The sequence below is a fragment of the Haloarcula sp. MBLA0163 genome (assembly GCF_055632435.1).
The window spans coordinates 1,678,927-1,700,501 of sequence record NZ_CM145745.1 but is presented as its reverse complement, the minus strand read 5'-3'; the positions used below and the strand labels follow the sequence as shown (position 1 = coordinate 1,700,501).

Annotated in this window: 19 protein-coding genes; 8 read left to right on the top strand and 11 right to left on the bottom strand. The window is 69.1% G+C overall.

Going from position 1 to position 21,575, the window contains the following annotated elements; translation table 11 throughout:
* Positions 1-23 precede the first annotated feature (23 nt).
* Genes ACV7GQ_RS08935 through ACV7GQ_RS08925 form a run of 3 tightly spaced genes read right to left on the bottom strand, consistent with a single transcriptional unit; the run spans position 24 to position 3,918 of the window.
* Positions 24-1,112 carry an ABC transporter permease gene (locus tag ACV7GQ_RS08935; protein WP_470309903.1) on the bottom strand — a complete coding sequence of 363 codons (1,089 nt, stop codon included), beginning with the start codon at positions 1,110-1,112 and terminating at the stop codon, positions 24-26.
* Complete coding sequence (locus ACV7GQ_RS08930; protein ID WP_470309902.1) at positions 1,105-3,015, bottom strand: ABC transporter permease; 1,911 nt, start codon at positions 3,013-3,015, stop codon at positions 1,105-1,107. The genes ACV7GQ_RS08935 and ACV7GQ_RS08930 overlap by 8 nt, the downstream gene beginning before the upstream one ends.
* Positions 3,016-3,918 (bottom strand): ABC transporter ATP-binding protein, encoded by a 903-nt coding sequence (locus ACV7GQ_RS08925; RefSeq protein ID WP_470309901.1) that lies wholly within the window; start codon positions 3,916-3,918, stop codon positions 3,016-3,018.
* Positions 3,919-3,978: 60 nt separating this feature from the next.
* Here ACV7GQ_RS08925 and ACV7GQ_RS08920 point away from each other — a divergent pair, with 60 nt between their 5' ends.
* A complete protein-coding gene (locus ACV7GQ_RS08920) occupies positions 3,979-4,419 on the top strand; it encodes an SRPBCC family protein (protein WP_470309900.1) in 441 nt (146 codons plus the stop codon).
* Between the two features lie 21 nt (positions 4,420-4,440).
* On the opposite strand, the gene ACV7GQ_RS08915 is transcribed toward ACV7GQ_RS08920, so the two are convergent.
* The 5 genes from ACV7GQ_RS08915 to ACV7GQ_RS08895 form a co-directional block, all read right to left on the bottom strand.
* On the bottom strand, positions 4,441-4,677 hold the full coding sequence (locus ACV7GQ_RS08915) for an HVO_2901 family zinc finger protein (protein WP_470309899.1): 237 nt from the start codon (positions 4,675-4,677) through the stop codon (positions 4,441-4,443).
* A 181-nt stretch (positions 4,678-4,858) separates the two neighbouring features.
* On the bottom strand, positions 4,859-5,860 hold the full coding sequence (locus tag ACV7GQ_RS08910) for a sensor histidine kinase (RefSeq protein WP_470309898.1): 1,002 nt from the start codon (positions 5,858-5,860) through the stop codon (positions 4,859-4,861).
* A 39-nt stretch (positions 5,861-5,899) separates the two neighbouring features.
* Positions 5,900-6,772 carry a succinate--CoA ligase subunit alpha gene (sucD, locus tag ACV7GQ_RS08905; RefSeq protein ID WP_470309897.1) on the bottom strand — a complete coding sequence of 291 codons (873 nt, stop codon included), beginning with the start codon at positions 6,770-6,772 and terminating at the stop codon, positions 5,900-5,902.
* On the bottom strand, positions 6,769-7,917 hold the full coding sequence (sucC, locus tag ACV7GQ_RS08900; RefSeq protein ID WP_470309896.1) for an ADP-forming succinate--CoA ligase subunit beta: 1,149 nt from the start codon (positions 7,915-7,917) through the stop codon (positions 6,769-6,771). The genes sucD and sucC overlap by 4 nt, the downstream gene beginning before the upstream one ends.
* Positions 7,918-8,052: 135 nt before the next feature.
* Positions 8,053-8,346, bottom strand: a complete 294-nt coding sequence (locus tag ACV7GQ_RS08895; protein WP_470309895.1) for a hypothetical protein — start codon at positions 8,344-8,346, stop codon at positions 8,053-8,055.
* A gap of 100 nt (positions 8,347-8,446) precedes the next feature.
* On the opposite strand from ACV7GQ_RS08895, the gene ACV7GQ_RS08890 reads away from it, so the two are divergent.
* Together ACV7GQ_RS08890 and ACV7GQ_RS08885 are read left to right on the top strand one after the other, a co-directional pair.
* Complete coding sequence (locus tag ACV7GQ_RS08890; protein WP_470309894.1) at positions 8,447-9,463, top strand: hypothetical protein; 1,017 nt, start codon at positions 8,447-8,449, stop codon at positions 9,461-9,463.
* A gap of 38 nt (positions 9,464-9,501) precedes the next feature.
* On the top strand, positions 9,502-10,260 hold the full coding sequence (locus ACV7GQ_RS08885) for an NAD-dependent protein deacylase (protein WP_470313149.1): 759 nt from the start codon (positions 9,502-9,504) through the stop codon (positions 10,258-10,260).
* On the opposite strand, the gene ACV7GQ_RS08880 is transcribed toward ACV7GQ_RS08885, so the two are convergent.
* On the bottom strand, positions 10,257-10,688 hold the full coding sequence (locus tag ACV7GQ_RS08880; protein ID WP_470309893.1) for a DUF5793 family protein: 432 nt from the start codon (positions 10,686-10,688) through the stop codon (positions 10,257-10,259). The genes ACV7GQ_RS08885 and ACV7GQ_RS08880 overlap by 4 nt on opposite strands.
* A gap of 121 nt (positions 10,689-10,809) precedes the next feature.
* Here ACV7GQ_RS08880 and ACV7GQ_RS08875 point away from each other — a divergent pair, with 121 nt between their 5' ends.
* From ACV7GQ_RS08875 to ACV7GQ_RS08855, 5 genes are all read left to right on the top strand, one after another.
* Entirely contained in the window at positions 10,810-11,310 is a 501-nt protein-coding gene (locus ACV7GQ_RS08875; protein ID WP_470309892.1) for a TIGR04206 family protein, read from the top strand.
* Between the two features lie 83 nt (positions 11,311-11,393).
* On the top strand, positions 11,394-13,016 hold the full coding sequence (locus ACV7GQ_RS08870; protein WP_470309891.1) for a type II/IV secretion system ATPase subunit: 1,623 nt from the start codon (positions 11,394-11,396) through the stop codon (positions 13,014-13,016).
* 1 nt (position 13,017) lies between these two features.
* Complete coding sequence (locus ACV7GQ_RS08865; protein WP_470309890.1) at positions 13,018-15,459, top strand: type II secretion system F family protein; 2,442 nt, start codon at positions 13,018-13,020, stop codon at positions 15,457-15,459.
* Positions 15,460-15,497: 38 nt separating this feature from the next.
* Positions 15,498-17,150, top strand: coding sequence for an ATP-dependent DNA ligase LigA (ligA, locus tag ACV7GQ_RS08860; protein ID WP_470309889.1), 1,653 nt, complete (start codon positions 15,498-15,500; stop codon positions 17,148-17,150).
* Between the two features lie 60 nt (positions 17,151-17,210).
* Positions 17,211-17,957, top strand: coding sequence for an MBL fold metallo-hydrolase (locus ACV7GQ_RS08855; protein WP_470309888.1), 747 nt, complete (start codon positions 17,211-17,213; stop codon positions 17,955-17,957).
* 39 nt (positions 17,958-17,996) lie between these two features.
* Here ACV7GQ_RS08855 and ACV7GQ_RS08850 read toward each other — a convergent pair whose 3' ends face one another.
* Together ACV7GQ_RS08850 and ACV7GQ_RS08845 are read right to left on the bottom strand one after the other, a co-directional pair.
* Positions 17,997-19,100 carry a DNA topoisomerase IV subunit A gene (locus tag ACV7GQ_RS08850; protein ID WP_470309887.1) on the bottom strand — a complete coding sequence of 368 codons (1,104 nt, stop codon included), beginning with the start codon at positions 19,098-19,100 and terminating at the stop codon, positions 17,997-17,999.
* Between the two features lies 1 nt (position 19,101).
* Positions 19,102-21,492, bottom strand: a complete 2,391-nt coding sequence (locus ACV7GQ_RS08845) for a DNA topoisomerase VI subunit B (protein WP_470309886.1) — start codon at positions 21,490-21,492, stop codon at positions 19,102-19,104.
* Positions 21,493-21,575 lie beyond the last annotated feature (83 nt).

The window sequence follows — 21,575 nt, the reverse complement described above, 5'->3', positions numbered from 1 at the left end:
GGGGACAAAAACCTCCGTGCCGGTCAGAGCGCGTCGGCGTCCACGCCGGCGACGTACCGCCGGGCGACCGCGTAGGCGGCGACCGCCAGCACCGCCGTCCCGGCGACGTGCCCGTAGGTCAGGAGCGTCGGGCTGTCGACGGCGAGTTTCGCCACCGTCGTCGCCGGGTGCTCCGGGAGCACCACGGCGGCCCCGAAGACGACGAGCGTCAGGACGGAGTACAGCAGCTGCGCCGGCCGTCGGCGTCGCATCGCCACGCCGAGGACGACGCCGATAGTGACGACCAGCGCGGCGACGGCCGCGACGAACAGCAGGATGGCGGGGACGTTCGACACCGGGATGCCGTTGGCCAGCAGCAGGAGGACCCACAGCAGCGCCTGGGCCGGCGCCAGCAGGACCATCCCGAGTGCCTTCCCGTCGACGACGTCGAGCAGCGACACCGGAGCCACCCGCAGGAGCTCCAGCGTGCCGCGCTCTATCTCCTCCGTGATGGTGTCGACGACCACCGACCCGCTGATGAACGCGGGGAGGAACAGCAACAGGGGAACGAGGACGGTGTAGGTGAACCCGAAGTACGGGCTCGCGCTGGCCTCGGGTGGCAGCGGCACGGGGTCGGTGTCGAGGGAGTCGGCGCGCTCGAGCCGCTCCTGGCGCTCCAGTGTGTTCAGCACCCGCCGCACCTCCACGACGATGAGCGTCGAGCGGACGCTCCCCTCGGGGACCCGGGCGGTCACCGCTATCCGGTTCCCGTCGCCCGACGCCGCCTCGACGTAGCGGGCGTTCAACACCGCGTCGACGCGCCGGTCCTCGAACGCGAGTATCGCCGCGTCGGGGTTCCGGTAGGCGGTCGCGTCGGCCCCCTCCTGTTCGGCGGCCGCCGCGAGGAGCGCGTCCCGAGCCTCGCCGGTGACGGCCACCTCCACCTCCCCTGCCGAGACGGACCCCGGGTCGTACAGCGAGGTGAGGCCGACGACGAGAAACGACGAGAACCCCGCGACGAACAGCTGGATGAGCAGGGCGAGCACGATGGTCTTCTCGCGCGACAGCGAGGCGACGTCACGGCGCGCGACGACGACTCGGGGGTCGCGGTACCACGGCCGGTCCTCAGGCAAGGCTGACCACCACCGTGAGGTTGTACGCGACGTGGACGAGGACGGCCACGCTCACGCCGGCGGCGTAGGCCCTGCGCCCCCGCCGGGCGCCGACCGAGGAGATGGCCGCGGTCACCGAGTGCAGCGCCAGTGGCGCGAACAGGAACAGGAGCGCGACGACCCACAGCGGGACCCCGGACGGCGGGGTCGCCCCCTGCAGGGCCGCGTTCCCGACCGGCAGGCTCTCCAGGTTCGAGAGGCGGGCGATGAGCAGGCCCTTCTCGGCGACGAAGAAGCCGACGCCCGAAAGGACCCCGAGGCCGACGGCCGACCGGAGGGTCCGCTCGTAGCGGGCGTGGGCGTACCCGGCGTAGAGGTGGAGGCTCTTGGCCAGTTCCTCGACGACGGCGACGACGCCGAGGACGAGGAGGACGGCCAGCGTCTGGTTCGTCCCGAACACGTTCAGCGACACCGAGTCCAGCACGAACAGGAAGGCGACGGCGACCAGCTCCGCGACGACGACGAGCGGCAGGAGGAGTACGCTCATCTTCAGTGCGCTCTTGCGGGACTTGATGCGGCCCGCCAGCGCGTCCAGCACCTTCAGCGGGATGGCCCGCTGGGTGAACATGTCCTCCTCGCGGTAGAGGCCGGCGCCGAGGCCGAACAGCACGAGCGCCGTCACCAGCGGCGGGACCGTCGAGAACGCGAACGCCGAGAGCGAGACGGGCTGGCCGGTGAGGTCCATCACGACCAGCGTCAGCGGCGAGATGAGCGCGATGGGTGTCACGTCGGTGAAGATGGCCGGGACGAACGCGTAGGAGGTCAGCGAGACGGTGATGGTGACGGTGACGAAGGTCAGTTCCTTGAACGACCGCGCGAACATCGCGCCGCAGAACGTCGCCGCCAGGAAGAGCAGGGCGATGGGGACGATAGCGAGCACCGCAATCGCGCTCCCGGATGGCGCGACGCCGCTGAACCGGAGCGCCGCCGTGATGGCCGCCGCGACGCCGACGGCCCCGAGGAAGTACGGGAGCGTCTTCCCCCCGACGATGTCGCCCCGCGAGGCCGGGGTCACGAGCAACAGTTCGCCCCGACGGTTCAGCCTCTCGGAGAGCATCGACGACCCGTAGGCCTGGATGACGAAGTTCATCGGGACGATGTAGAGGAACGCCAGCACGAGCGACTCGAAGGGGAACGGCGGCGAGATGTCCGAGGGCGTGCCGCCCTGCACGTCGCCGGTCAACCGCGCACCGATGTTGCCGAGGTTCGCACCGCCACCGCCGGCGGTGCCGTCACCACCGCCGCTCGAGTCGGTACCACCGGTACCCGGGTCGTCACCGCCGCCACCGGCGTCCGTCCCGTCGCCATCGCTCCCGCTGCCCCCGTCGGTCGCGGTGCTATCGCTCCCGCTGCCCCCGTCGGTCCCCCCACCGTCGTCCGTCCCCTCGCTTCGCGGGTCCAGCGGATTCGGGCCGCCCTGCTCCTGGTACACGACGGTCACCGACACCGGGAAGGCGGCGGTCTGGTTGTCCTCGCGGGCCAGCGTCCGGTCGTTGTAGCTCTCGGTGCTGTCCCGCAGAGCCGACAGCGCGGCCGCCTGCTTGCCAGACTGCAGGGGTACCAGCAGCCTGTCGCCGTCGAACGCCAGTTCCTGGTCGCCGCGGCGGACCGCCTTCGGGTTCGGGTCCTGTATCCGGAAGCTCCCGTCGGCCTCGGCGACGCCGTAGTACGGGCTCGACTCCTCGACGCCGACGCGGTAGATGTCGGCGTCCAGACCGGGACTCGTGCCCGCGACGGCTATCGCCGCGACGCCCCCCATCGCCACGACGGCGAGGGCCGTGATGGCGAGCGTCCGTCTGTCGATACCGCCCGCGTTCTTGGTCACCTCCCACTTCGCGACCCGGCGGAGCTTGTCCCACTGCATCTACTCCGCGTCCTCCCCGACGTAGCGGGTCCCGCGGGTGCCGGCCTCGGCGACGTTGAGGAACACCTCTTCGAGACTCGACTCCTCGGTCCGGATGTCGACCACCGTGCCGCCGGCGGATTCGGCGGCCGCCCGGGTCTCCTCGACGGCCTCCATGCTGCCGACGACCCGCTTGTAGTGGCCGTTCTCCTTCGCGGCCTCCGGGACGTCGACGGTGGTGTAGACGTGGTAGCGCGTCTCGCCGTACTCGTCCTGTAACTGTTCGAGGTCGCCGCGGGCGACTATCTGCCCCTCGTTCATGATGACGACGCGGTCGCAGATAGACTCGACGTGGAAGAGGTTGTGCGCGGAGAAGACGATGGTCTTGCCCTGTTCGGCGAGTTGCTCGGTGAACTCGATGACGTAGTTCGTCGTCAGCGGGTCCAGTCCCGACGCCGGTTCGTCGTAGACGAGGACGTCGGGGTCGTTGATGAGCGACCGGGCGATGGCCACCTTCCGTTTCATCCCCTTCGACATGTCGCCGAGCTTCCGGTCGCGGTGTTCCAGGTCGAGCTCGTCCAGCGTGTCGTGCATCCGCTGGTGGGCGACGTCGGCGGGCACGTCGTAGAGGTCCGCGAAGAACTCCAGATACGAGACGGGCGTCATCTCCTCGTACAGCGGGGACTCCTCGGGGAGGAAACCCAGCCGTTCCCGCATCTCGGTCGTCTGCGTGTCGAGACCCGCGATCTCGGCTTCGCCGTCGGTCGGTTCCAGCAGGCCCGCGAGCATCTTCAGCGTCGTCGTCTTGCCGGCCCCGTTCGGGCCGATGATGCCGAAGACTTCGCCGCTGTCGACCGAGAAGGTGCTGCCCTCTACGGCGACGAAATCGCCGTACTCCTTCCGAAGGTCACGGGCGTCTATCATCTGGCGCTTCGTAACGACCGGACCAACCTATACTTTGGCTCCGGCCTATTGGAACTGATAATGATGGTCTCGGTTGGTGACACCGACGTCGAACTCGCACAGACCCCCGACGGTCGCCGTCTCGTCGTGCGCCGGGCGGTCGCCGCACCGGTCGAGGCCGTGTGGGACGTCCTGACCGACACCGAGCAGTGGCCAGAGTGGGGGCCGTCGATAACCGCCGTCGACTGTGCGGACCGCTACGTCGAGGCGGGGACGACCGGCCGCCTGCGAACCGTCGGCGGCCTCTGGGTGCGGTTCCGCGTGACGACGTGTGCGAACCACCGCTGGACGTGGTCTGTCGCGGGCGTCCCGGCGACCGGCCACTTCGTCGAGTCCCACCCCGCCGGCGCCGTGGTCGGCTTCGAGCTACCGGTCCTCGCGACGGGCTACGCGCCGGTGTGTGCGCGTGCCTGCGGCCGTATCGCGGCCATCGCGACGGCCGAGGCTCGAGACAGGGAGTGAGCGGGACGTCGATGTAGAGAACTACTGTTTGGCGACGCGAGCGTCGGATACGCGGTGGATGTCGTCGTCGATTCCGGTCCCGTCGCAGTCGTCGTTCGGGCAGCGATAGTGCCAGCCGTCCTCCGTGGCCGCTCGCTCCGTGAACCGGTCGCCACACTCGTCACAGTACAACTGGCCCGCCGAGCAGGTGTCGAGGTGGAGTTCGAGCTCGAGCTCTGTCCCGAAGGTCCGCTTGCAGTTCCGGCAGGTGTGGGGCATACCCGAACGTTGATATTCGTGCCTTATAGCTACACCGGAACGTTCACGTCTCCGCGAGCTTGGTATGGATTCACACTACCTCGCCGCCGTACGGTGGTCGTCTGTCCAGTCTCGGTAACACACCGCGTGGCGCCGGTGGTCGCACCGTCGGACAGTTCAGACGGCCCTACCTCGCGACGGGTCAGCGGACCGCCACGTCGAACCGGGCGCCGCCGGCCTCGCTCTCGCTTACCTCGACGGTCCACCCGTGTGCCGCCGCGGCCTGTGCGACGACGAACAGCCCGTACCCCTCGCCGTCCCGCGCCGTCCCGTACCCCTGTTCGAACACCTGCTCGCGGTCGCCTTCGGGGATTCCGGGGCCGTCGTCGGCCACGTAGAAGCCCTCCTCCGCCGTGCCGACGGTGATGGACACGTCGTCGTCGCCGTGGAGGACCGCGTTCTCGAAGAGGCGTTCGAGCACCACGTCCAGACGGTCGGGGTCGACGGTGAGCGTCCCGTCTGCGGCGACGTCGAGCGTCGCGTCGGGGGTATCGAGCCGTCCCCAGACCTCGTTGGCGACGTCACCGAGCGACACCGTCTCGGTGGCTCCGACTGGTCCCGAGACGGTGGCGACCGTCGACAGCTCGTCGAGCATCGCCTCGACGCGACTGATGGAGCGGTTCATCGCCTCGCTGTGGGTCGCCTCGACGTCCAGCAGTTCGAGTCGCCCGGTGACGACGTTCAGGGGGTTCTTCGCGTCGTGTGCGAGCGACCCGAGGACGGCGTCCCAGCGGGCGGCCTGCGTGGTCCCGTCGCGCCACGGTTGTCGGAGCAGGGCGCGGAGGCGGCCCGCCAGTTCGGCGCCGCTGTCGTCGTCCTGCCAGCGGACGTAGTCGCTCACGCCCGCCACCAGCGCCGCCTCGACGCGGTCGGCGTCGACGGCGGCCCCGACGGCGAGGACGGGGAGGGTGACGCCCGCCGCTCGAACGTCGTCGAGCACCGCCACGGCGTCCTGTTCCGGCGGCCGGTCTCCGACGACGACGGCGTCGAACTCGTCGCCGTCGAGGCGGTCCAGCAGGTCCGAGCGGTCGACCGTCGCCGTGTCGAACCCGTCGGCGTCCGCGAGTACACGCGCCAGTCCGTCGAGAGCGTCGGCATCGTGCCCCGTCAACGCGACGTGTCTGGGGTGGCCCCACTCACTCATTCACCAGACGTACGAAAAGCGAGGATAAGAAAGGGCGGGTTACAGCAGGTCTTCGATGTGGTCGGCGACTTCCTCGGGGGTGTCACCGACCGGGACGCCGTTGTCCTCGAGCGCTGAGATCTTCGACTCGGCGGTGCCGGTGCCGCTGCCGGAGACGATGGCGCCGGCGTGGCCCATGCGCTTGCCCGGCGGGGCCGTGCGGCCGGCGATGAAGCCGGCGACCGGCGTGTCCATGTGCTCGCCGATGTAGCGGGCGGCCTCCTCCTCGTCCTCGCCGCCGATTTCGCCACACATGGCGACGGCGTGGGTGTCGGGGTCGGCCTCGAACAGTTCCAGGGCGTCGATGAAGTCCGTCCCGATGATGGGGTCGCCGCCGATGCCGATGGCCGTCGACTGCCCCAGGCCGCGCTCGGTGAGGTTGTCGACGACCTGATAGGTCAGCGTGCCCGACCGGGAGACCAGGCCGACGTTGCCCGACGAGAAGATGTTGCCCGGCAGGATGCCCAGTTTGGCGACGCCGGGGGTGATGAGACCGGGGCAGTTCGGGCCGACGAGGTGCGTGTCTGTCTCCTGCAGTTTGCGGTAGACCCGCGACATGTCCTGGGTCGGGACGCCCTCGGTGATGGCGACGACGAGGTCGACGCCCTTCGCGTCGATGGCCTCGAAACAGGCGTCCGCGGCGAACGCCGGCGGGACGAACACGACGGAGGCGTTGGCGTCCTCCTCGCGGGCGGCCTGCTGGACGGTGTCGTAGACGGGGACGCCGGCGACCTCCTGGCCGCCGCGGCCGGGGACGGCCCCAGCGACCACGTTGGTCCCGTACTCCAGCATCTGCTCGGTGTGGAACTTCCCCTCACCGCCGGTGATACCCTGCACCACGACGCGCGTGTCTTCGTCGACCAGAACACTCATGCTTCCACCTCCTTCGCGTACTCGACGGCACGCTGGACGGCGTCCTCCAGCGTGTACTCCACCGTGACCAGTTCCTCGTTGAGAATCTCCATCCCCTCCTCGGCGTTCGTCCCTGCGAGGCGGACGACGACCGGCTTGGGAATCTCGTCGAACTGTTCGAGGGCCTGGTTGATGCCCTGTGCGACCTCGTCACCGCGGGTGATGCCGCCGAAGATGTTGAACACGACCGACTCGACGTTGTCGTCGGAGAACACCATGTCGAGCGCGTTCGCGATGCGGTCGGCCTTCGCGCCGCCACCGACGTCGAGGAAGTTGGCGGGCTCGCCGCCGTAGTAGTCCACGAGGTCCAGCGTCGTCATCACGAGGCCCGCGCCGTTGCCGATGATGCCGACGTTGCCCGACAGGCGGACGTAGTCGAAGCCGTACTCGTCGGCCTTCTGTTCGAGTTCGTCGCCCTCTGCGGCCTCCTCGCCCATCTCGGCGAGTTCCGGCTGGCGGAACAGCGCGTCGCCGTCGATGTTCATGACGGCGTCGGCGGCGACGACCTCGTCGTCGCTCGTGATCATCAGCGGGTTGACCTCGACGTCGCTGCCGTCGCGGTCGTCCCAGAGCTGGTAGAGGGTCGTCAGCACCGAGGCCACGTCGTTGGCCACGTCGCGGTCGACGCCGGCCTCGTAGACGACCTTCCGCGCCTGATAGGGGTGCATCCCGAAGGCGGGGTCGATGTGTTCGCGAGCGATGGCGTCGGGGTCCTCCTCGGCCACCTCCTCGATGTTGACGCCGCCCTTCGTCGAGACCATGGCGACGGGCTTGCCCTCGCCGCGGTCCATGGTCACGCCGACGTACAGTTCGTTGACGAAGTCGACGGCCGCCTCGACGAGCACCTTCGAGACGTGGTACCCCTTGAGGTCCATCCCGAGGATGGCGTCTGCGGCCTCGCGGGCCTCTTCCTTGCTCTCGACGAGCTTGATGCCCCCGGCCTTCCCGCGCCCACCGACGTGGACCTGCGCCTTGATGGCGACGGGGTAGCCGATCTCCTCGGCCGCGTCGACGGCCTCGTCTACTGTCTCGGCCAACTGCGAGGCGGGTGTCGGAACACCCGCGTCGGCGAAGACCTGCTTCGCCTGGTATTCGTGCAATCGCATGTCATACTATGAGGCGCGCGGCGACGGTTTAAATCCGTCTTTCTCGGTCGCGGTGGCCGGGGAGTCCGGCCGGAGAGAAGTGGCGAACCGTCCGGAAAGACGGCCCGTGACCGACCAGGTCCACACATCCCCCGGCTACGCCGAGTCGGTCGGCGTCGTCGCGTCGCCGTCGCGCAGTCGCGACCGGGCCCTGAGCACACTCGCGCCGAGGAGCAACAGCGCCTGGTGGAGCGTCGTCCCGAGCGCGACGGCGCCGGCGACGCTCGCGAGGACGAGCCACGCCGGCGCGCCCCTGAACAGCAACACCGCGAGGACGACGATCCCGGCCATCGCGCCGTTCCGGAGCGCGCAGACCATCTCCGTGCGGAGCAGGTCGACGGCGCCCGTCTCGGCCACCTCGTCGTCGTTCACGAGTCTGTCGTAACACATGCGGCCGACTGAGGACCGTGTTGACTTAAATCGTCGTGTCGGAAAATATCACCGCGAACGTGCGTAGATTATTCATGGCCTGCCGGTGAAAGCGAGACGTATGCGCGCACCGTGGTGGTACGGCGTCGCCCTCTCGACGGCGGTGTGGGTGGTCGGGTCGCTGTTCCTCGGCGTGGTTCCGGACGCCTCGCCCGTGGACCAGCGGCTCGGGGCACCGGTCGTCCTCGCGATGGCCGTCGCGTGGCTGGCGATGCCGGTGTCGATAGCGCTGGACCAGCGGACCTCGGGAGCCGACCTCGCGTGGGCCCCGACCACGGCCCTGTGGGTCCTCGGGTCGCTGGTCTGGTTCCTGAACGTGGTGCTCGGGGCGGCGTACTGCCTGCGCCGCCACGCCGCGGCGACCCGGACACCGCCCTCGCGCCACTGGGAGACCGTCGTCGCGGCGTCTGTCGGCTTCTGGGTGGCGGCGTTCGTCGTCGACGGCGTCGTCCCGGACGGGGCCATACCGACGCCGGTGGTCGACGCACTGGCCCTCGTCGTCCTGCTCACGTGGGTCTCGCTCCCGCTGGGACTCCTGCTCGATGCGGTCCGCGTCCGGGGGTACACGGACTGGGACCCCCGCAGTCGGACCTACGCCGTCGCCGGGGCCGTGCCTATCGTCGGCATCGTCGCCGGCGGCGTCTACCTCTACAGGCGACGGCAGGCGTTCCGAGAGGTAGACGCGACGGCGGACTACACCGCTCCACGGACCGACGAGGGCGGGGACGAACCGTCCGTCCGGGGCTCGCCGTGGTTCCGCCGCGCCGGCTACCTCTTCGGCGGGTACTTCCTCGTGGTGGTACTGATAGCGGTGGCCGTCCCGTCCCTCTCGGAGAGCGGCGTCGAGATACTCGGGCTGGTGCTCTGGGTCCCCTTCGGCCCGTTCTTCGCGGCCTGCGTCTACAAGGACGCCGCGTGGCGCCGCGCCCGGGACTGGACCGTCGGGGACAACTGGTGGCTCTACCTCCTCTCGGCGCTGGTGCAGGCGGCCGCGTTCTGGTACGTCGTCAGGCGCGCGTCGAAGTCGAGCCGGTACCGACGGCGGGCCCGCGAGGAAGGGGACGCCGCGGCCGAGTGACCGACAGAGACACGGTCGACGCCCCGTTACGGCCGCGCATGAGCGAGGGCTACGACGGCGCGGTCTCGGCTGTGAGCGACGCGCTCCGGGACGCCGACGACGCGGTGGCGTTGACCGGCGCGGGCGTGTCCACGGCGTCCGGCATCCCGTCGTTCCGCGGCGAGGACGGCCTCTGGGAGCGACGCGACCCGACGGACTTCCACCGGCGCCGCCTCGACGCCGACCCGGCCGGGTTCTGGCGGGACCGGCTGGAACTGCGCGAGGAGTTCGTCGGCGACGTGGACCCGGTACCTAACGCGGCGCACCTGGCGCTCGCCGAGCTGGAGTCGGCGGGCCACCTCGACGCCGTCGTGACCCAGAACGTCGACGGCCTCCACGCCGCGGCCGGGTCGGAGCGCGTCGTCGAACTGCACGGCACGAACCGCCGGGTCCGCTGTGACGACTGCGGCGACCGACTGCCGGCCGACGCGGCGTTCGAACGCGCGGCCGGCGGTGACCTGCCGCCGCGCTGTGACTGTGGCGGGGTCTACCGGCCGGACGTGGTGCTGTTCGGCGAGTCCCTGCCGGACGCGGCGATGAGCGAGGCCCAGCGACTCGCCCGCGAGAGCGACGTGTTCCTCGCCGTCGGGTCCTCGCTGTCCGTCAGGCCCGCGTCGCTGCTGCCGAAGATGGCCGTCGACGCGGACGCGACGCTCGTCGTCGTGAACTTCGAGGCGACGCCGCGTGACTCGGCGGCCGACCACGTGATACGGGCGGACGTGACCGACGTGCTGCCGGCGCTCGTCGACGCCCTCTAGAGCTCGACGCCGCCGGGGATGAGGCTCCGCTGCCGGAGGAGGCTGCCGTCGTGGTCGTAGACGAGGAGCGTCCGCTTCTCGTAGACGAGCGACTTACCGTCGGCGTCGGTCAGTCGGACCTCGAACTCGCCGTCGTCGTCGTGGCGCTCCGCGGCGCTGACGAGCGCCTGCATGGCCTCGGTGTCGGCGACCACTTCGAGGATGAACTCGCCCGTCAGGCGGTTCGTCAGCGAGAGGACGCCACTGTCCGCGCCGGCCTGTCTGCGGAACGTGACGTCTATCTCGTCCGCGTCGAGTGTCCCGTCCGTGGTCGTCGTGAGGCGCTCGCGCAGTGTCCCCGCCGGACCGTCGTAGTCGATACTGATGGTGGGAGTGCCGTCGTCGTCGGGTTCGCTGTCGATATCGACGGTGAAGTTGTCGCGCCTCATTCGGGTGATTAGTGGTTGGGGACCGCCCGGCATGAACGTAACGGCGGTGGCACCACCGCAAGGGTCTTGTCGCCGCCCTTTCGGTAGCTTTTACCCACTCCCCGAAGGCCGTCCAGTCAGGATGGCGTGGGTCAAGTCCGAGTACGCAGGGGAGCTCGCCGTGCTGTCGACGTGGCTGGTCGCGCTCGCGCCCTGGTCGGCGTCGGTATTCGAGGTGTCGGGCCTCACGGTCGTCGCGCTCCGGTTCCTCCCGTTCCGGTTCCAGTTCATCTTCGGGGCGGCGCTGGACGACGAGCGGCCGTTCCTCTGGGCGTGGGAGGTGGCGGGCTTCCAGTCGTCGCCGGAACTCACGCTGGCCGGCTACCTCGGCTTCGCCGCCTTCGTCGTGTTCTCGGTCCCGTTCGCGCTGAGCCTGTTCTACTACTTCGAGGAGGACCGCCTCGCCGCGGCGCTCCCCGCGGACCCAGTCCGCCTGTTCGGTGGGCTCCTGGGGACCGTCGCGCTCCTGACCGGCGGCGCGACGGCGCTGTTCCTCCGGTACTTCCCGGGGCTGACGCTCCCGGTCGGGGCGCTCGTCGCGGCCGTGCTCGCGTACCTCCTGCTCACCGTCGACCGGACGTAACGAGCGGCGAGCCGGCGAGCGAATTTAAGTAGATGGCCACACTATGACACGTAACTCGCGACCACGGTCGTCTCTCACTACCGATGTCTGATCCCGAGACACCCGACCCCGGCGACGTCGTCAAGGACCCCCTGGGCCACGTCCAGTCGTGGCTCTCCCGCACCGCGACGATTCTCTCGGGCTCGGCGGTCCCGGAGTCGAACTACGACCCCAGTCGGCACGGCTCGCTCGTCAGCTACGACGGGCTCGACGGGTACGAGGAGGTCGAGCGGTACTGGCTCAACGCGCCGTTCGCGTTCGTCTCCATCAACCGGGACCCGGAGAACGACGAGCACCGCTACCACGTCGTCGAGCCCTCGCTGACCGACGTGGAACGGGAACTGCTGGACCGGCTGTTCGAGGACATCAGGGGCCCGCTCATCTACCGGAGCGACCTGGACGAGGACCCGGAACGAGCCCTCCGCGAGGCGCTGCGCAACCGCCTCGAGGAGTACGGCGTCGTCGTCGAACCCGAGACGTTCTACCGGCTGTTCTACTACCTCTACCGGTCGTTCCAGGGGTACGGGCTCATCGACCCGCTGATGCACGACCCCAACATCGAGGACATCTCCTGTGACGGGCCGAACCTCCCCGTCTTCGTCTACCACGACGGCTACACCGACGTCGAGACGAACGTCGTCTTCGACGAGGGGGAACTGGACGACTTCGTCATCCAGCTGGCACAGCGGTCGGGACAGCACGTCTCCGTCTCCGACCCCGTCGTCTCGACCACGCTGCCGGACGGCTCGCGTATCGAGCTCGCACTCGGACAGGAGGTGACCCCGCGCGGGTCCGCGTTCACCATCCGGAAGTACGCCGACGAACCGTTCACCCCCATCGACCTGCTGGAGTACGGCACGTTCTCGCTGGAGATGCTGGCCTACCTCTGGCTCGCCATCGAGTCCAACAAGTCGCTCATCTTCGCCGGCGGGACGGCGGCGGGGAAGACCACGTCGATGAACGCGCTGGCGATGTTCATCCCGCCGCGCTCGAAGGTGCTGACCATCGAGGACACCCGCGAACTGTCGCTGTACCACGACAACTGGCTCTCCTCGGTGACCCGGGAACGGCTCGACGACTCGGACATCACGATGTACGACCTCCTGCGGTCGGCCCTGCGCCACCGCCCGGAGTACATCATCGTCGGCGAGGTGCGCGGAGAGGAGGCCATCACGCTGTTCCAGGCGATGAACACCGGCCACACGACGTTCTCGACGATGCACGCCGACTCGGTCCAGACCGTCATCAACAGGCTGGAGAACGAACCCATCAACGTCCCGCGACCGATGGTCCAGAGCCTCGACGTCCTCTGTGTGCAGGTGCTGGCCCGGTCCGGCGACGAACGGGTCCGCCGCGCGAAGACCCTCGCCGAGATAGAGGGCATCGACCAGCGGACCGGCGAGCTGGACTACTCGACGAGCTACTCGTGGCAGGCCACCGAGGACCGCTTCGCCGAGCGCAACAGCGAGCTCGTCGACGAGATACGACAGGAGCGGGGGTGGAGCCAGTCCGAACTGCTCCGGGAGATGAACCACCGGAAGCGCTTCCTCCGGTACCTCCACGAGGAGGGCGTCTCCGACTACCGGCGCTTCACGGCGATGGTGAACAAGTACTACGCGGACAAGGACGCGGTGCTGGCCCGCATCGGGCCCGACGTGACGGTCTGACATGGCGCTGAACCCGCTTGGACTGGCCCCGCTGGCCGTCGTCGCCGCCATCCTCGGCGTCGTCGCCCTCGCGTCGGTACACGAGGGGTTCGACCGGCGGCTGACGCGCCTCTCCCGCCGGCTGTTCGGCCGCTACGTGCGGGTGTCGCCGGAGCGTGAGCGCCAGCTCGAGGCGGCCTACATCGGCCAGACGTACCGGGGGTACGCCGCCCGCACCTACCTCTACACCGGGCTGGCCGCCGTCGGCGGGGCCGTCGCCGGGGCCTACACCGTCGGCGGGTTCCTGCTCGCCGTCCCGGCCATCGTCGACCTGCTGATGGGGCTGCCACCGACGATGGTGGCCGCGCTGGGCATCCGCGGGTTCGAACTCGTCCTCTCCTCCACGCAGACGCTGCTCGTGCTCGTCGGGAGCGGCGTCGCCGGGGGCGTCCTGACGGCCGCGCTGACGTACGCCCTCCGGTGGGAGCTCCCGAAGAACACCGCCGAGGTCCGGCGGCGGAACATCGACGAGGGGATGACCCGGACCATCGCGTTCATGTACGCGCTCTCTCGGGGCGGTATCGCGTTCCCGGACGTGATGGCGCTGCTGGCCCGGAACGACGAGATATACGGCGACACGGCGCGGGAGATGGCCGTCGCCTACCGGGAGATGAACGTCTTCGGTCGGGACATGATATCGGCCATCGAACGGATGTCGACACGCACGCCCAGCGACCGGTTCGAGACGTTCGCGGAGAACCTCTCGAGCGTCCTCCAGAGCGGTCAGTCGCTCTCGACGTTCCTGCGGAACCAGTACGAACGCCACCACGAGGAGGCCGCCGAGCGCCAGGCGGACCTCCTGGAGTCGCTCGCCACAATCGCCGAAGCGTACGTCACCATCTTCGTCGCCGGCGTGCTGTTCCTCATCACGATACTGCTCGTCTTCGGTCTCACGACCACCGACACGCTCGGGTTCCTCCAGCTGCTCGCGTATCTCGCCATCCCGCTGGCGAACCTCGGGTTCATGGTGTACCTGAGTCAGACCCTCGACGCCCTCGGTATCGGCGACGACGGGACCACGAGCGTCCTCGACCGGGTGGAGACGGCGACGCTCGGCCGTCCGTCGACCGAGCGGCGGGAGACGCGGCTGGCCGACGGTGGCGTCGTCCCCGGGGCGGAGGCCAACTGGGCCCGGCTCCGGTTCTACGACCGGATACGGTCTGTCCGACGGACGCTCCGGGCTCCGGTCCAGACCCTCCTCTGGAACCCGACCAACGTGCTGTACTTCGCCGTCCCCGTCGCGCTCGTCCTGTTCGCCGTCCGTGCCCCCGCGGCCGTCCAGACCAGCGTCCTCAACGTCCGGTTGCTGGACGACCTCGTGGTGCAGTCCGTGCTGCTCGTCCTCGGCTCGTTCGCCGTCGTTCGGACACTGTATTCCCGGCGAATCCGGCGCATCGAGGACGCGACGCCCGAGCTGCTCGAGCGGCTCGCCAGCCTCAACGAGGCCGGGATGACGTTCGTCGAGAGCGTCCGCAGGGTCCGGGGTAGCGACGTCGGCGTCCTCTCCCCCGAGGTCGACCGAATCTGTGCGGACATACAGATGGGGGCGAACGTCGACGACGCGCTCGTCCGGTTCGGCCGCCGCATCCACACCGTCTCCATCACCCGGGTGGTCACGCTGTTGACGAACGCGATGCGGGCCTCGGGGCAACTCGGGTCCGTTCTGCGTATCGCGGCGACACAGGCCAGAGCGGACCGTCGGCTCCGCAACCGTCGCCGCCAGCAGATGCTCACCTATCTGGTCGTCATCTACGTCTCCTTCTTCGTCTTCCTCGTCATCATCGTCGCGGTGCAGGAGGTGCTGGTCCCGGCGCTCCCGTCGTCGGTGCCGACGCCGCCCTCCGGTAACCGCCTGGGCGTGGGCACCGACCAGTTCGCCCGCCTCGGGAGCATCGACAAGGCCGCCTACACGCTCGTGTTCTTCCACACGGCGCTGATACAGGCCGTCCTGACGGGGTTCATCGGCGGCCAGCTCGGCGAGGGGACGCTCAAGGACGGCGCGAAGCACGCCGCCGTCCTGCTGGGCATCGCCTACCTCGCCTTCGTCCTGCTCTCCTCGCCGGTCGCGTCGCTGACGGTGGCCCAGCCGACGGTGCAGGACGGCGAACTGACGGTCGACTCCGCCTCGCTCTCCTCCGGCGGGTTCGTCGTCGTCCACGCCTACGACGCCGACGGCGAGGTGCTCGGGGTGTCATCGTACCTCGAACCCGGGACCCACCGAGACGTGGCGATACGGCTGGACGACCCGCCCGCCTCCGGCCGGACCGTCGTCCTCGTCGTCCATCAGGACACGAACGACAACGGACTGTTCGACTACGACTTCGGAGCCCCCGGCAGTCGCGACGCCCCGTATCCGGCCCCCGGCCAGCAGGACACGGTCGCCGTCGAAGTCGAACTCCGGTGACGCTGGCTTTACGGTCGCCTGTCGGGTAGGGGTGGCTGATGGAGTTCGCCGTCTTCGCCGACCGCGCCGCCGCCATCGAAGCCGAGAGTGCCGACACCGCCATCACCGAGTCCGTCACCGACCTGCTGGCCGAGGCCGGCGACGACCTCGCGACCCTCGCCCGGTTCGTGCAGGGCCGCGTCTTCCCGGCCCACGAGTCGACCACGCTGGACGTCGGGCCACGCCTCTGCTACGAGGCCATCGCCCGCGCCGCCGGGCAGAACGTGAGCGCCGACGACGTGGAGGCGCGACTCGCCGAGACGGGTGAAATCGGCGACGTGGTCGCGAGCTACGACTTCGGCGGCCAGCAGGGTCTGGCGGCGTTCGGCGGTGGCGGGGCCGACGCGCTCACCGTCGCCGACGTCGACCGGGAACTGACCGAACTCGCCGCCGTCGCCGGCGACGGGAGTCAGGAGACGAAGGTGGACCTGCTCTTCGGCCTGTTCAACCGCTGTGACCCCGAGGAAGCGCGCTATCTCGCTCGGCTCGTCCTCTCGGAGATGCGCATCGGCGTGGGCGACGGGACGGTCCGGGACGCCGTGGCCGCGGCGTTCGACGTGCCGGTCGACGCCGTCGAGCGCGCGCTGCAGGTGTCGAACGACTACGGCCACGTCGCCGAGGTGGCCCGCGACGAGGGCGAGGCGGGTCTCGACGCGATCGACCTCGAGGTCGGCCGCCCGGTGCAGGCGATGCTCGCGCAGGCCGGCACCGTCACCGGTGCGCTGGAGGACTGGGACGAGGTCGCGGTCGAGTGGAAGTACGACGGCGCCCGCGTGCAGGTCCACTACGACGGCGCGGCCGCCCGCCTGTTCTCGCGGAACATGGAGGAGGTGACCGACCCGCTGCCCGAGATCGTCGCCACGGTCGAGGAGGCGCTCGACGCGCCCGCCATCCTCGACGGCGAGGTGGTCGCGGTGGCCGACGACGGCGCGCCGCTCCCGTTCCAGGAGGTGCTCCGACGGTTCCGCCGGAAACACGACGTCGCCGCCGCCCGCGAGGACGTCACGGTCCGCCTCCACCTGTTCGACTGCCTGCACGCCGGCGGCGAGGACCTGCTCGACGCGTCGCTCCGGGAGCGACACGACCGCCTCGCGAGCCTGTTCGACGGCGAGGTCGTCTCGGACCTGTGGCTCTCGACTACCGCCGAGGATATCGGGGCGCTAGAGGCCGACGCGCTCGAGGCGGGCCACGAGGGCATCATGCTGAAAGACCCCGAGTCGGCCTACACCCCGGGCAAGCGCGGGCAGCGTTGGCGAAAGCGGAAACCCGACGTGGAGACGCTCGACTGCGTGGTGACGGGGGCGGAGTGGGGCGAGGGCCGCCGGGCGAACGTCCTCGGGACATTCGAACTGTCGGTGCGGACCGACGACGGCTACGCGCAGGTCGGCAACGTCGCCACCGGCATCACCGACGCGGAACTCGACGCGGTGACCGACCGCCTCGAGCCGCACGTCACCGCCGAGACGGGCCGACGCGTCGCCATCGCTCCAGAGGTCGTCTTCGAGGTCGGGTACGAGGAGATACAGACGTCGACGACGTACGACTCCGGGTACGCCCTCCGTTTCCCGCGTTTTCTGGCGGTTCGCGAGGACAAGACGCCGGCCGACGCCGACTCGCTCTCGCGGGTCGAACGCCTCGCGGACGGCGACTGACGGGCGTCCCGCCCGGCGCTGACCGACAGTCGTATCCCACCGGTGGCGCTATCCCGGCACATGACCATCCGACACGACGGCATCACGGCCGACTGGCTCGGCTACGCCACGCTCAGACTCGAAGGCGACGACACCGTCGTCTACCTCGACCCCGGCCGGTACGGCGTCCTCACCGGCGAGTGGGAACCCGACACACCGGGCGTCGGCCACCCCGAGACGAGGGACTACGCGCCGCAGGACGGCGACGTCGTCTGCGTCACGCATATCCACCACTACGACCCGGACGGCATCCGTCGGGTCGCGGCCGAGGACGCCACCGTCGTCGCGTTCGAGGGCATCAACGTCCACGCCAGCGACCGGGACCTCGACCGTCTCGCCGACCTCGACTACGAGGTCCGGAAGGTGGGCATGGAGGACGAACTGCTGGTCGACGGCGTCCCCATCTGGACGATGCCGGCGTACAACCGCGAGGACGGGCCGAACGTCGGCCCCGACGGGGAACCGTTCCACCCGCGAGGCATCGGCTGTGGCTTCCTGCTCGCAGTCGACGACACCCGGGTGTTCTGGCCGGGCGACTCGGACGTGCTCCCGGGCCACGCCGAACTCGACGTCTCCCTGTTCGTCCCCTCCATCTCACAGAGCTTCACGATGGACCGCCACGCGGCGGCCGACCTGGCCGAGGCGATGGACCCGGACCTCGTCCTCCCGATACACTACAACACGTTCGCGGCGCTGGAGGCCGACGACGAGGCGTTCGCCGCCGACGTCGCCAGCCGGCGGGTGCCGGTCGTGCTGGACCGGGACTGAGACGGTCGCCGCTCGGCCTCCGAGTCGGGCCGCCGCCGCTCAGAGAATCTCCATCTCGGTCAACCGCTCGGGCAGGTATGTGTCGGTGACGAAGTCAAGCCCGCGCGAGGCGAGTGCCTGCTGTTCTGCCTTCTTCCCGATGTCGAGTTGGAGTTCTATCTGCTCGCGCCAGAAGTCCGTCTGGAACCGCGGGTCCTCCAGTTCGGACTCCAGCGCGTTGATGTCCGAGTCGCTCAGTGGGTCCGTCGGCAGGTCGTACTCCACGATGTCGGCCGGCCGGATGCCGACGAACTGCGCCGCTGGCGTCGCCAGGTACTCCGAGAGGTGCGCGGACTTGATAGAGCCGTAGGCGACGGAGCCGTAGATGCGGTACGACCACGGGTCACCGTCGGTGAACACCACGACCGGCAGGTCGAGTTCGTCGTGGAGTCGCTTGGTGATACGGCGGGTCGCCCGGGCGGGCTGGCCCTTGAGGTGGACGACGATGACGTTGTACTCCTCGTCGAAGCCGTTCTCGACGAGTCGGTCGCGCATCCCACCGGTCTCCACGCAGAGGACGAAGTCGGCGTCGTTCTCCAGGAACTCGATGGTGTCGGGGTTGTTCGGGATCTGGTAGCCGCCCTCGCCGACGTCCTTCTGGCAGTGAATCTCGCGTTCGCCCCGGCGGGTCTGCTCGCGGAGTTTCAGCGGGCCCATGATGGTCGCGCCGGACTCCTCGGGGCGCATGTGGAAGTCCTCGCGGGTGACCTCGGAGACGATTTCTAAGTCCTCCACGAGGTCGTTCGACTCGTCCTGACTGTTGAACTGGGCCGCCTCGAGGTCCCACGACTCCGAGAGGTAGTACAGTTCACGCAGGGTCGACGAGCGGTCCTCCTCTAACTGCTGGGCGAGGAAGTCGATGGTGTAGGTCGCCTTCAGGAGCTTTTCGGCCCCCGAGACGGTCTTGGCCGACCGCGTGGACGTGCGGTCGCCGTACACCCAGACGTCCTTGTCCTCGTCGTACTCGATGTTGGACTTCGTCCGGGTGGGAATCGTCATCGTCGGGACGTCCCCCTCGGCGAACTGGTCGTAGAACTCCGCCGCGAGGTCGATGAGCTTCTCGCGGGCCTCCTCGCTGTCTGGTGTGGTGCTCTCTGAACTCATGTTAGGCGTCCACCGTCAGTTTCTCGTCCTCGACACCGTCGACGGAGACGGTGAACTCGGCGTCGTCTGCCACGCTGTACTCCAGCACCGCGCGCTCGCCGGCCGCCACCGTCGGCGACCACTTCACGAACCACTCGCCGTCCATCTCGACCACAGTCGCCCCGTTGGTGTCCTGCGGTTCGGCGGTGACGATGTCGGTCAGGTCGACGTCGGCGTTCGTGTCGTCGTTGTTCTCGACGGCGAGGCGGACGGTCCCGCCCTCGACCTCTCGCTCGACGAGGACGTTGTTCATGATTCGGGCCAGCGAGTCGTCGATGTGCAGTTCGTCGCTGCCGGTGACCTCGGTCAGCTTCTCGGCCATCTCCGGCAGGATGGTCGCGAGTTTGTCCTGCTTCTCGCGGCGCTGCTGGAGCGACCGGCGCTTGTTGAGGTAGCTCTTGAGTTCGCGGGCCGCCTCCCGGATGGCGAGCTCTATCTCGTCTTCCATCTCGGGGACGTTCGCGATGGCGTCCTTCGACTCGCTCGTGAACGGGACGTTCGTCGAGGCGACGTGGACCATGATGACCGCCGGCCCGTTCGGGATGCCCGACCCACCGGGCTGGTCGAGGTTGTAGTTGCGCCAGTTGATGGTCTTCACGACGTCGGTCGTCGCACAGGCCCCGCGCTGGTAGACCAGCGGCACCCGGTTGGCGAAGCGCATCACGTCGACGCTGCCCTCGGCGGGGAGGTCGCCGCCGTAGGCGATGCCCGCCTCGACGATGAACGGGTCGCCGCCGTGGACCGACGCGTCCCGCGTCGAGGCCGCGTAGAAGTCCGCGTCGAACTCCTTGCGCAGGCCCTCCTCGACGAGGTCGGCCCCGATGGGGGCCAGACAGTCCGTCGGCGGCGCGATGATGTCCGTCTCCCGCATCGCGTCCAGCAGTCGGCTGGCGGTGTCCCGGTCGTCGGCCACCGCCGAGACGTTCGGCGGGTCGTCCGGAACCGGGACGGCCGCGCCCCACAGTTCGTCCACGACGTTCTCGCGGGCCGTCTCGCCGAAGGTGGCGTCGTCGTGCTCCTCGGTCATGTCGGCCGCTCGGTCGACGTAGCGCCGGAACTCGTCCCGCGTCAGTCGGTGGGGTCCGTCGCCGTCGAACTTCTCTGCCAGTCTGCTCGCGAGGCCCTCGACGGCCGCGTCGTCCTTCCGGACCGTCGTCGCCGCGTCGACCAGTTCGTAGAGGTCGCTCGAGCGCTCGGCGGTGACGCAGTGCCACGCCGCCTCGACCGCGTTCTCCCGGACCGTCGACCCGAACGTCGTGTCGTGGTCGCTTTCCACCGTCGCGGCCGCGTCGGCCACGATGGCCTCTATCTCGTGATGGGCGACCCGGTCTCGGCCGTGGATGGCGTCGCTCACGGCGGCGGCGAACTCGGCCGTCGCGGTGGCGTCCTTGTTGGCGACGGCGTCCTCGACGGCCGTCTCGACGTCGACGTCCTCGTGTGTCTGGGGCGGTTTCCACGCCATCCCGCGGCCGAAGTGCCGGTCGTTGAAGTTCGCGATGATGCTGTCGGCGGTCTTCCCGCCCACGCGGGTGAACTCCTCCTGGACGAAGCCGGAGATAGAGTAGGAGTCGGTGGCTTCGAGCATCTTCAGGAGCGTCCCGAGTTCGACGCCGTGGGGGTGCGGGCGAATCTCCTCGGTCTCGTCGGGGAGCTGTGCGCCCTCGACGCGTTCGAACTTCAGCGGTTCGTCGAGACCGGGTTCGTCGAACTCGATGCGGGCGTGGGGGTTGACGACGGCCGTGTCCTGGATGTAGTCGTGGAGGCTGCTCCGTGCGCGCATGTTGGCCTCCATCTCCAGTTCGATGCGAGTGCCGTGGGGGCGCTCCCACGAGGTCGACTCGTCGACGCTGATCTCCGGTTCGTTGGTGTCGGTGTCGACGATGAGTTCGAAGTACTGGGCGTCGGCCTGCCCCTTCGGCCGGGAGGTGATCTTCGCGGGCTTCCCGGAGGTGAGCTGAGAGTAGAGAACGGCGGCGGAGATACCGATTCCCTGCTGGCCGCGGTTCTGCTCGCGCGCGTGGAACCGGGAGCCGTACAGGAGCTTCCCGAAGATCTTCGGCAACTGCTCTTTCGTGATGCCGGGGCCGTTGTCCTCGACGACGAGCCGGTAGTAGTCACCGGCCTCCTGTATCTCGACGTAGATGTCGGGCTTGATGCCGGCCTCCTCGCAGGCGTCGAGCGCGTTGTCCACCGCCTCCTTGACGGCGGTGACGAGCGCCCGGGCCTCCGAGTCGAACCCCAGCATGTGCTTGTTCTTCTCGAAGAACTCGGCGATGGAGATGGCCCGCTGTGATTCGGCCAACTCCTCGGCGATGCCCTCGCCTTCCCCGAGTCGCGACTGATACGAGGTCATGTCGTGCGGTAGGTACCGCCGTCGGGGTTAAAAGGTAATCGCCACCACAGTGAAAGTGAAGGGGCGCAGATGTGGCGACGGAG

Excerpts from the sequence above, each read along its gene's own strand:
- ACV7GQ_RS08930 (WP_470309902.1), bottom strand. The coding sequence starts at position 3,015 with ATGCAGTGGGACAAGCTCCGCCGGGTCGCGAAGTGGGAGGTGACCAAG.
- ACV7GQ_RS08925 (WP_470309901.1), bottom strand. The coding sequence starts at position 3,918 with ATGATAGACGCCCGTGACCTTCGGAAGGAGTACGGCGATTTCGTCGCC.
- ACV7GQ_RS08920 (WP_470309900.1), top strand. The coding sequence starts at position 3,979 with ATGATGGTCTCGGTTGGTGACACCGACGTCGAACTCGCACAGACCCCC.
- ACV7GQ_RS08915 (WP_470309899.1), bottom strand. The coding sequence starts at position 4,677 with ATGCCCCACACCTGCCGGAACTGCAAGCGGACCTTCGGGACAGAGCTC.
- ACV7GQ_RS08910 (WP_470309898.1), bottom strand. The coding sequence starts at position 5,860 with ATGAGTGAGTGGGGCCACCCCAGACACGTCGCGTTGACGGGGCACGAT.
- sucD (WP_470309897.1), bottom strand. The coding sequence starts at position 6,772 with ATGAGTGTTCTGGTCGACGAAGACACGCGCGTCGTGGTGCAGGGTATC.
- sucC (WP_470309896.1), bottom strand. The coding sequence starts at position 7,917 with ATGCGATTGCACGAATACCAGGCGAAGCAGGTCTTCGCCGACGCGGGT.
- ACV7GQ_RS08895 (WP_470309895.1), bottom strand. The coding sequence starts at position 8,346 with ATGTGTTACGACAGACTCGTGAACGACGACGAGGTGGCCGAGACGGGC.
- ACV7GQ_RS08890 (WP_470309894.1), top strand. The coding sequence starts at position 8,447 with ATGCGCGCACCGTGGTGGTACGGCGTCGCCCTCTCGACGGCGGTGTGG.
- ACV7GQ_RS08885 (WP_470313149.1), top strand. The coding sequence starts at position 9,502 with ATGAGCGAGGGCTACGACGGCGCGGTCTCGGCTGTGAGCGACGCGCTC.
- ACV7GQ_RS08880 (WP_470309893.1), bottom strand. The coding sequence starts at position 10,688 with ATGAGGCGCGACAACTTCACCGTCGATATCGACAGCGAACCCGACGAC.
- ACV7GQ_RS08875 (WP_470309892.1), top strand. The coding sequence starts at position 10,810 with ATGGCGTGGGTCAAGTCCGAGTACGCAGGGGAGCTCGCCGTGCTGTCG.
- ACV7GQ_RS08870 (WP_470309891.1), top strand. The coding sequence starts at position 11,394 with ATGTCTGATCCCGAGACACCCGACCCCGGCGACGTCGTCAAGGACCCC.
- ACV7GQ_RS08865 (WP_470309890.1), top strand. The coding sequence starts at position 13,018 with ATGGCGCTGAACCCGCTTGGACTGGCCCCGCTGGCCGTCGTCGCCGCC.
- ligA (WP_470309889.1), top strand. The coding sequence starts at position 15,498 with ATGGAGTTCGCCGTCTTCGCCGACCGCGCCGCCGCCATCGAAGCCGAG.
- ACV7GQ_RS08855 (WP_470309888.1), top strand. The coding sequence starts at position 17,211 with ATGACCATCCGACACGACGGCATCACGGCCGACTGGCTCGGCTACGCC.
- ACV7GQ_RS08850 (WP_470309887.1), bottom strand. The coding sequence starts at position 19,100 with ATGAGTTCAGAGAGCACCACACCAGACAGCGAGGAGGCCCGCGAGAAG.
- ACV7GQ_RS08845 (WP_470309886.1), bottom strand. The coding sequence starts at position 21,492 with ATGACCTCGTATCAGTCGCGACTCGGGGAAGGCGAGGGCATCGCCGAG.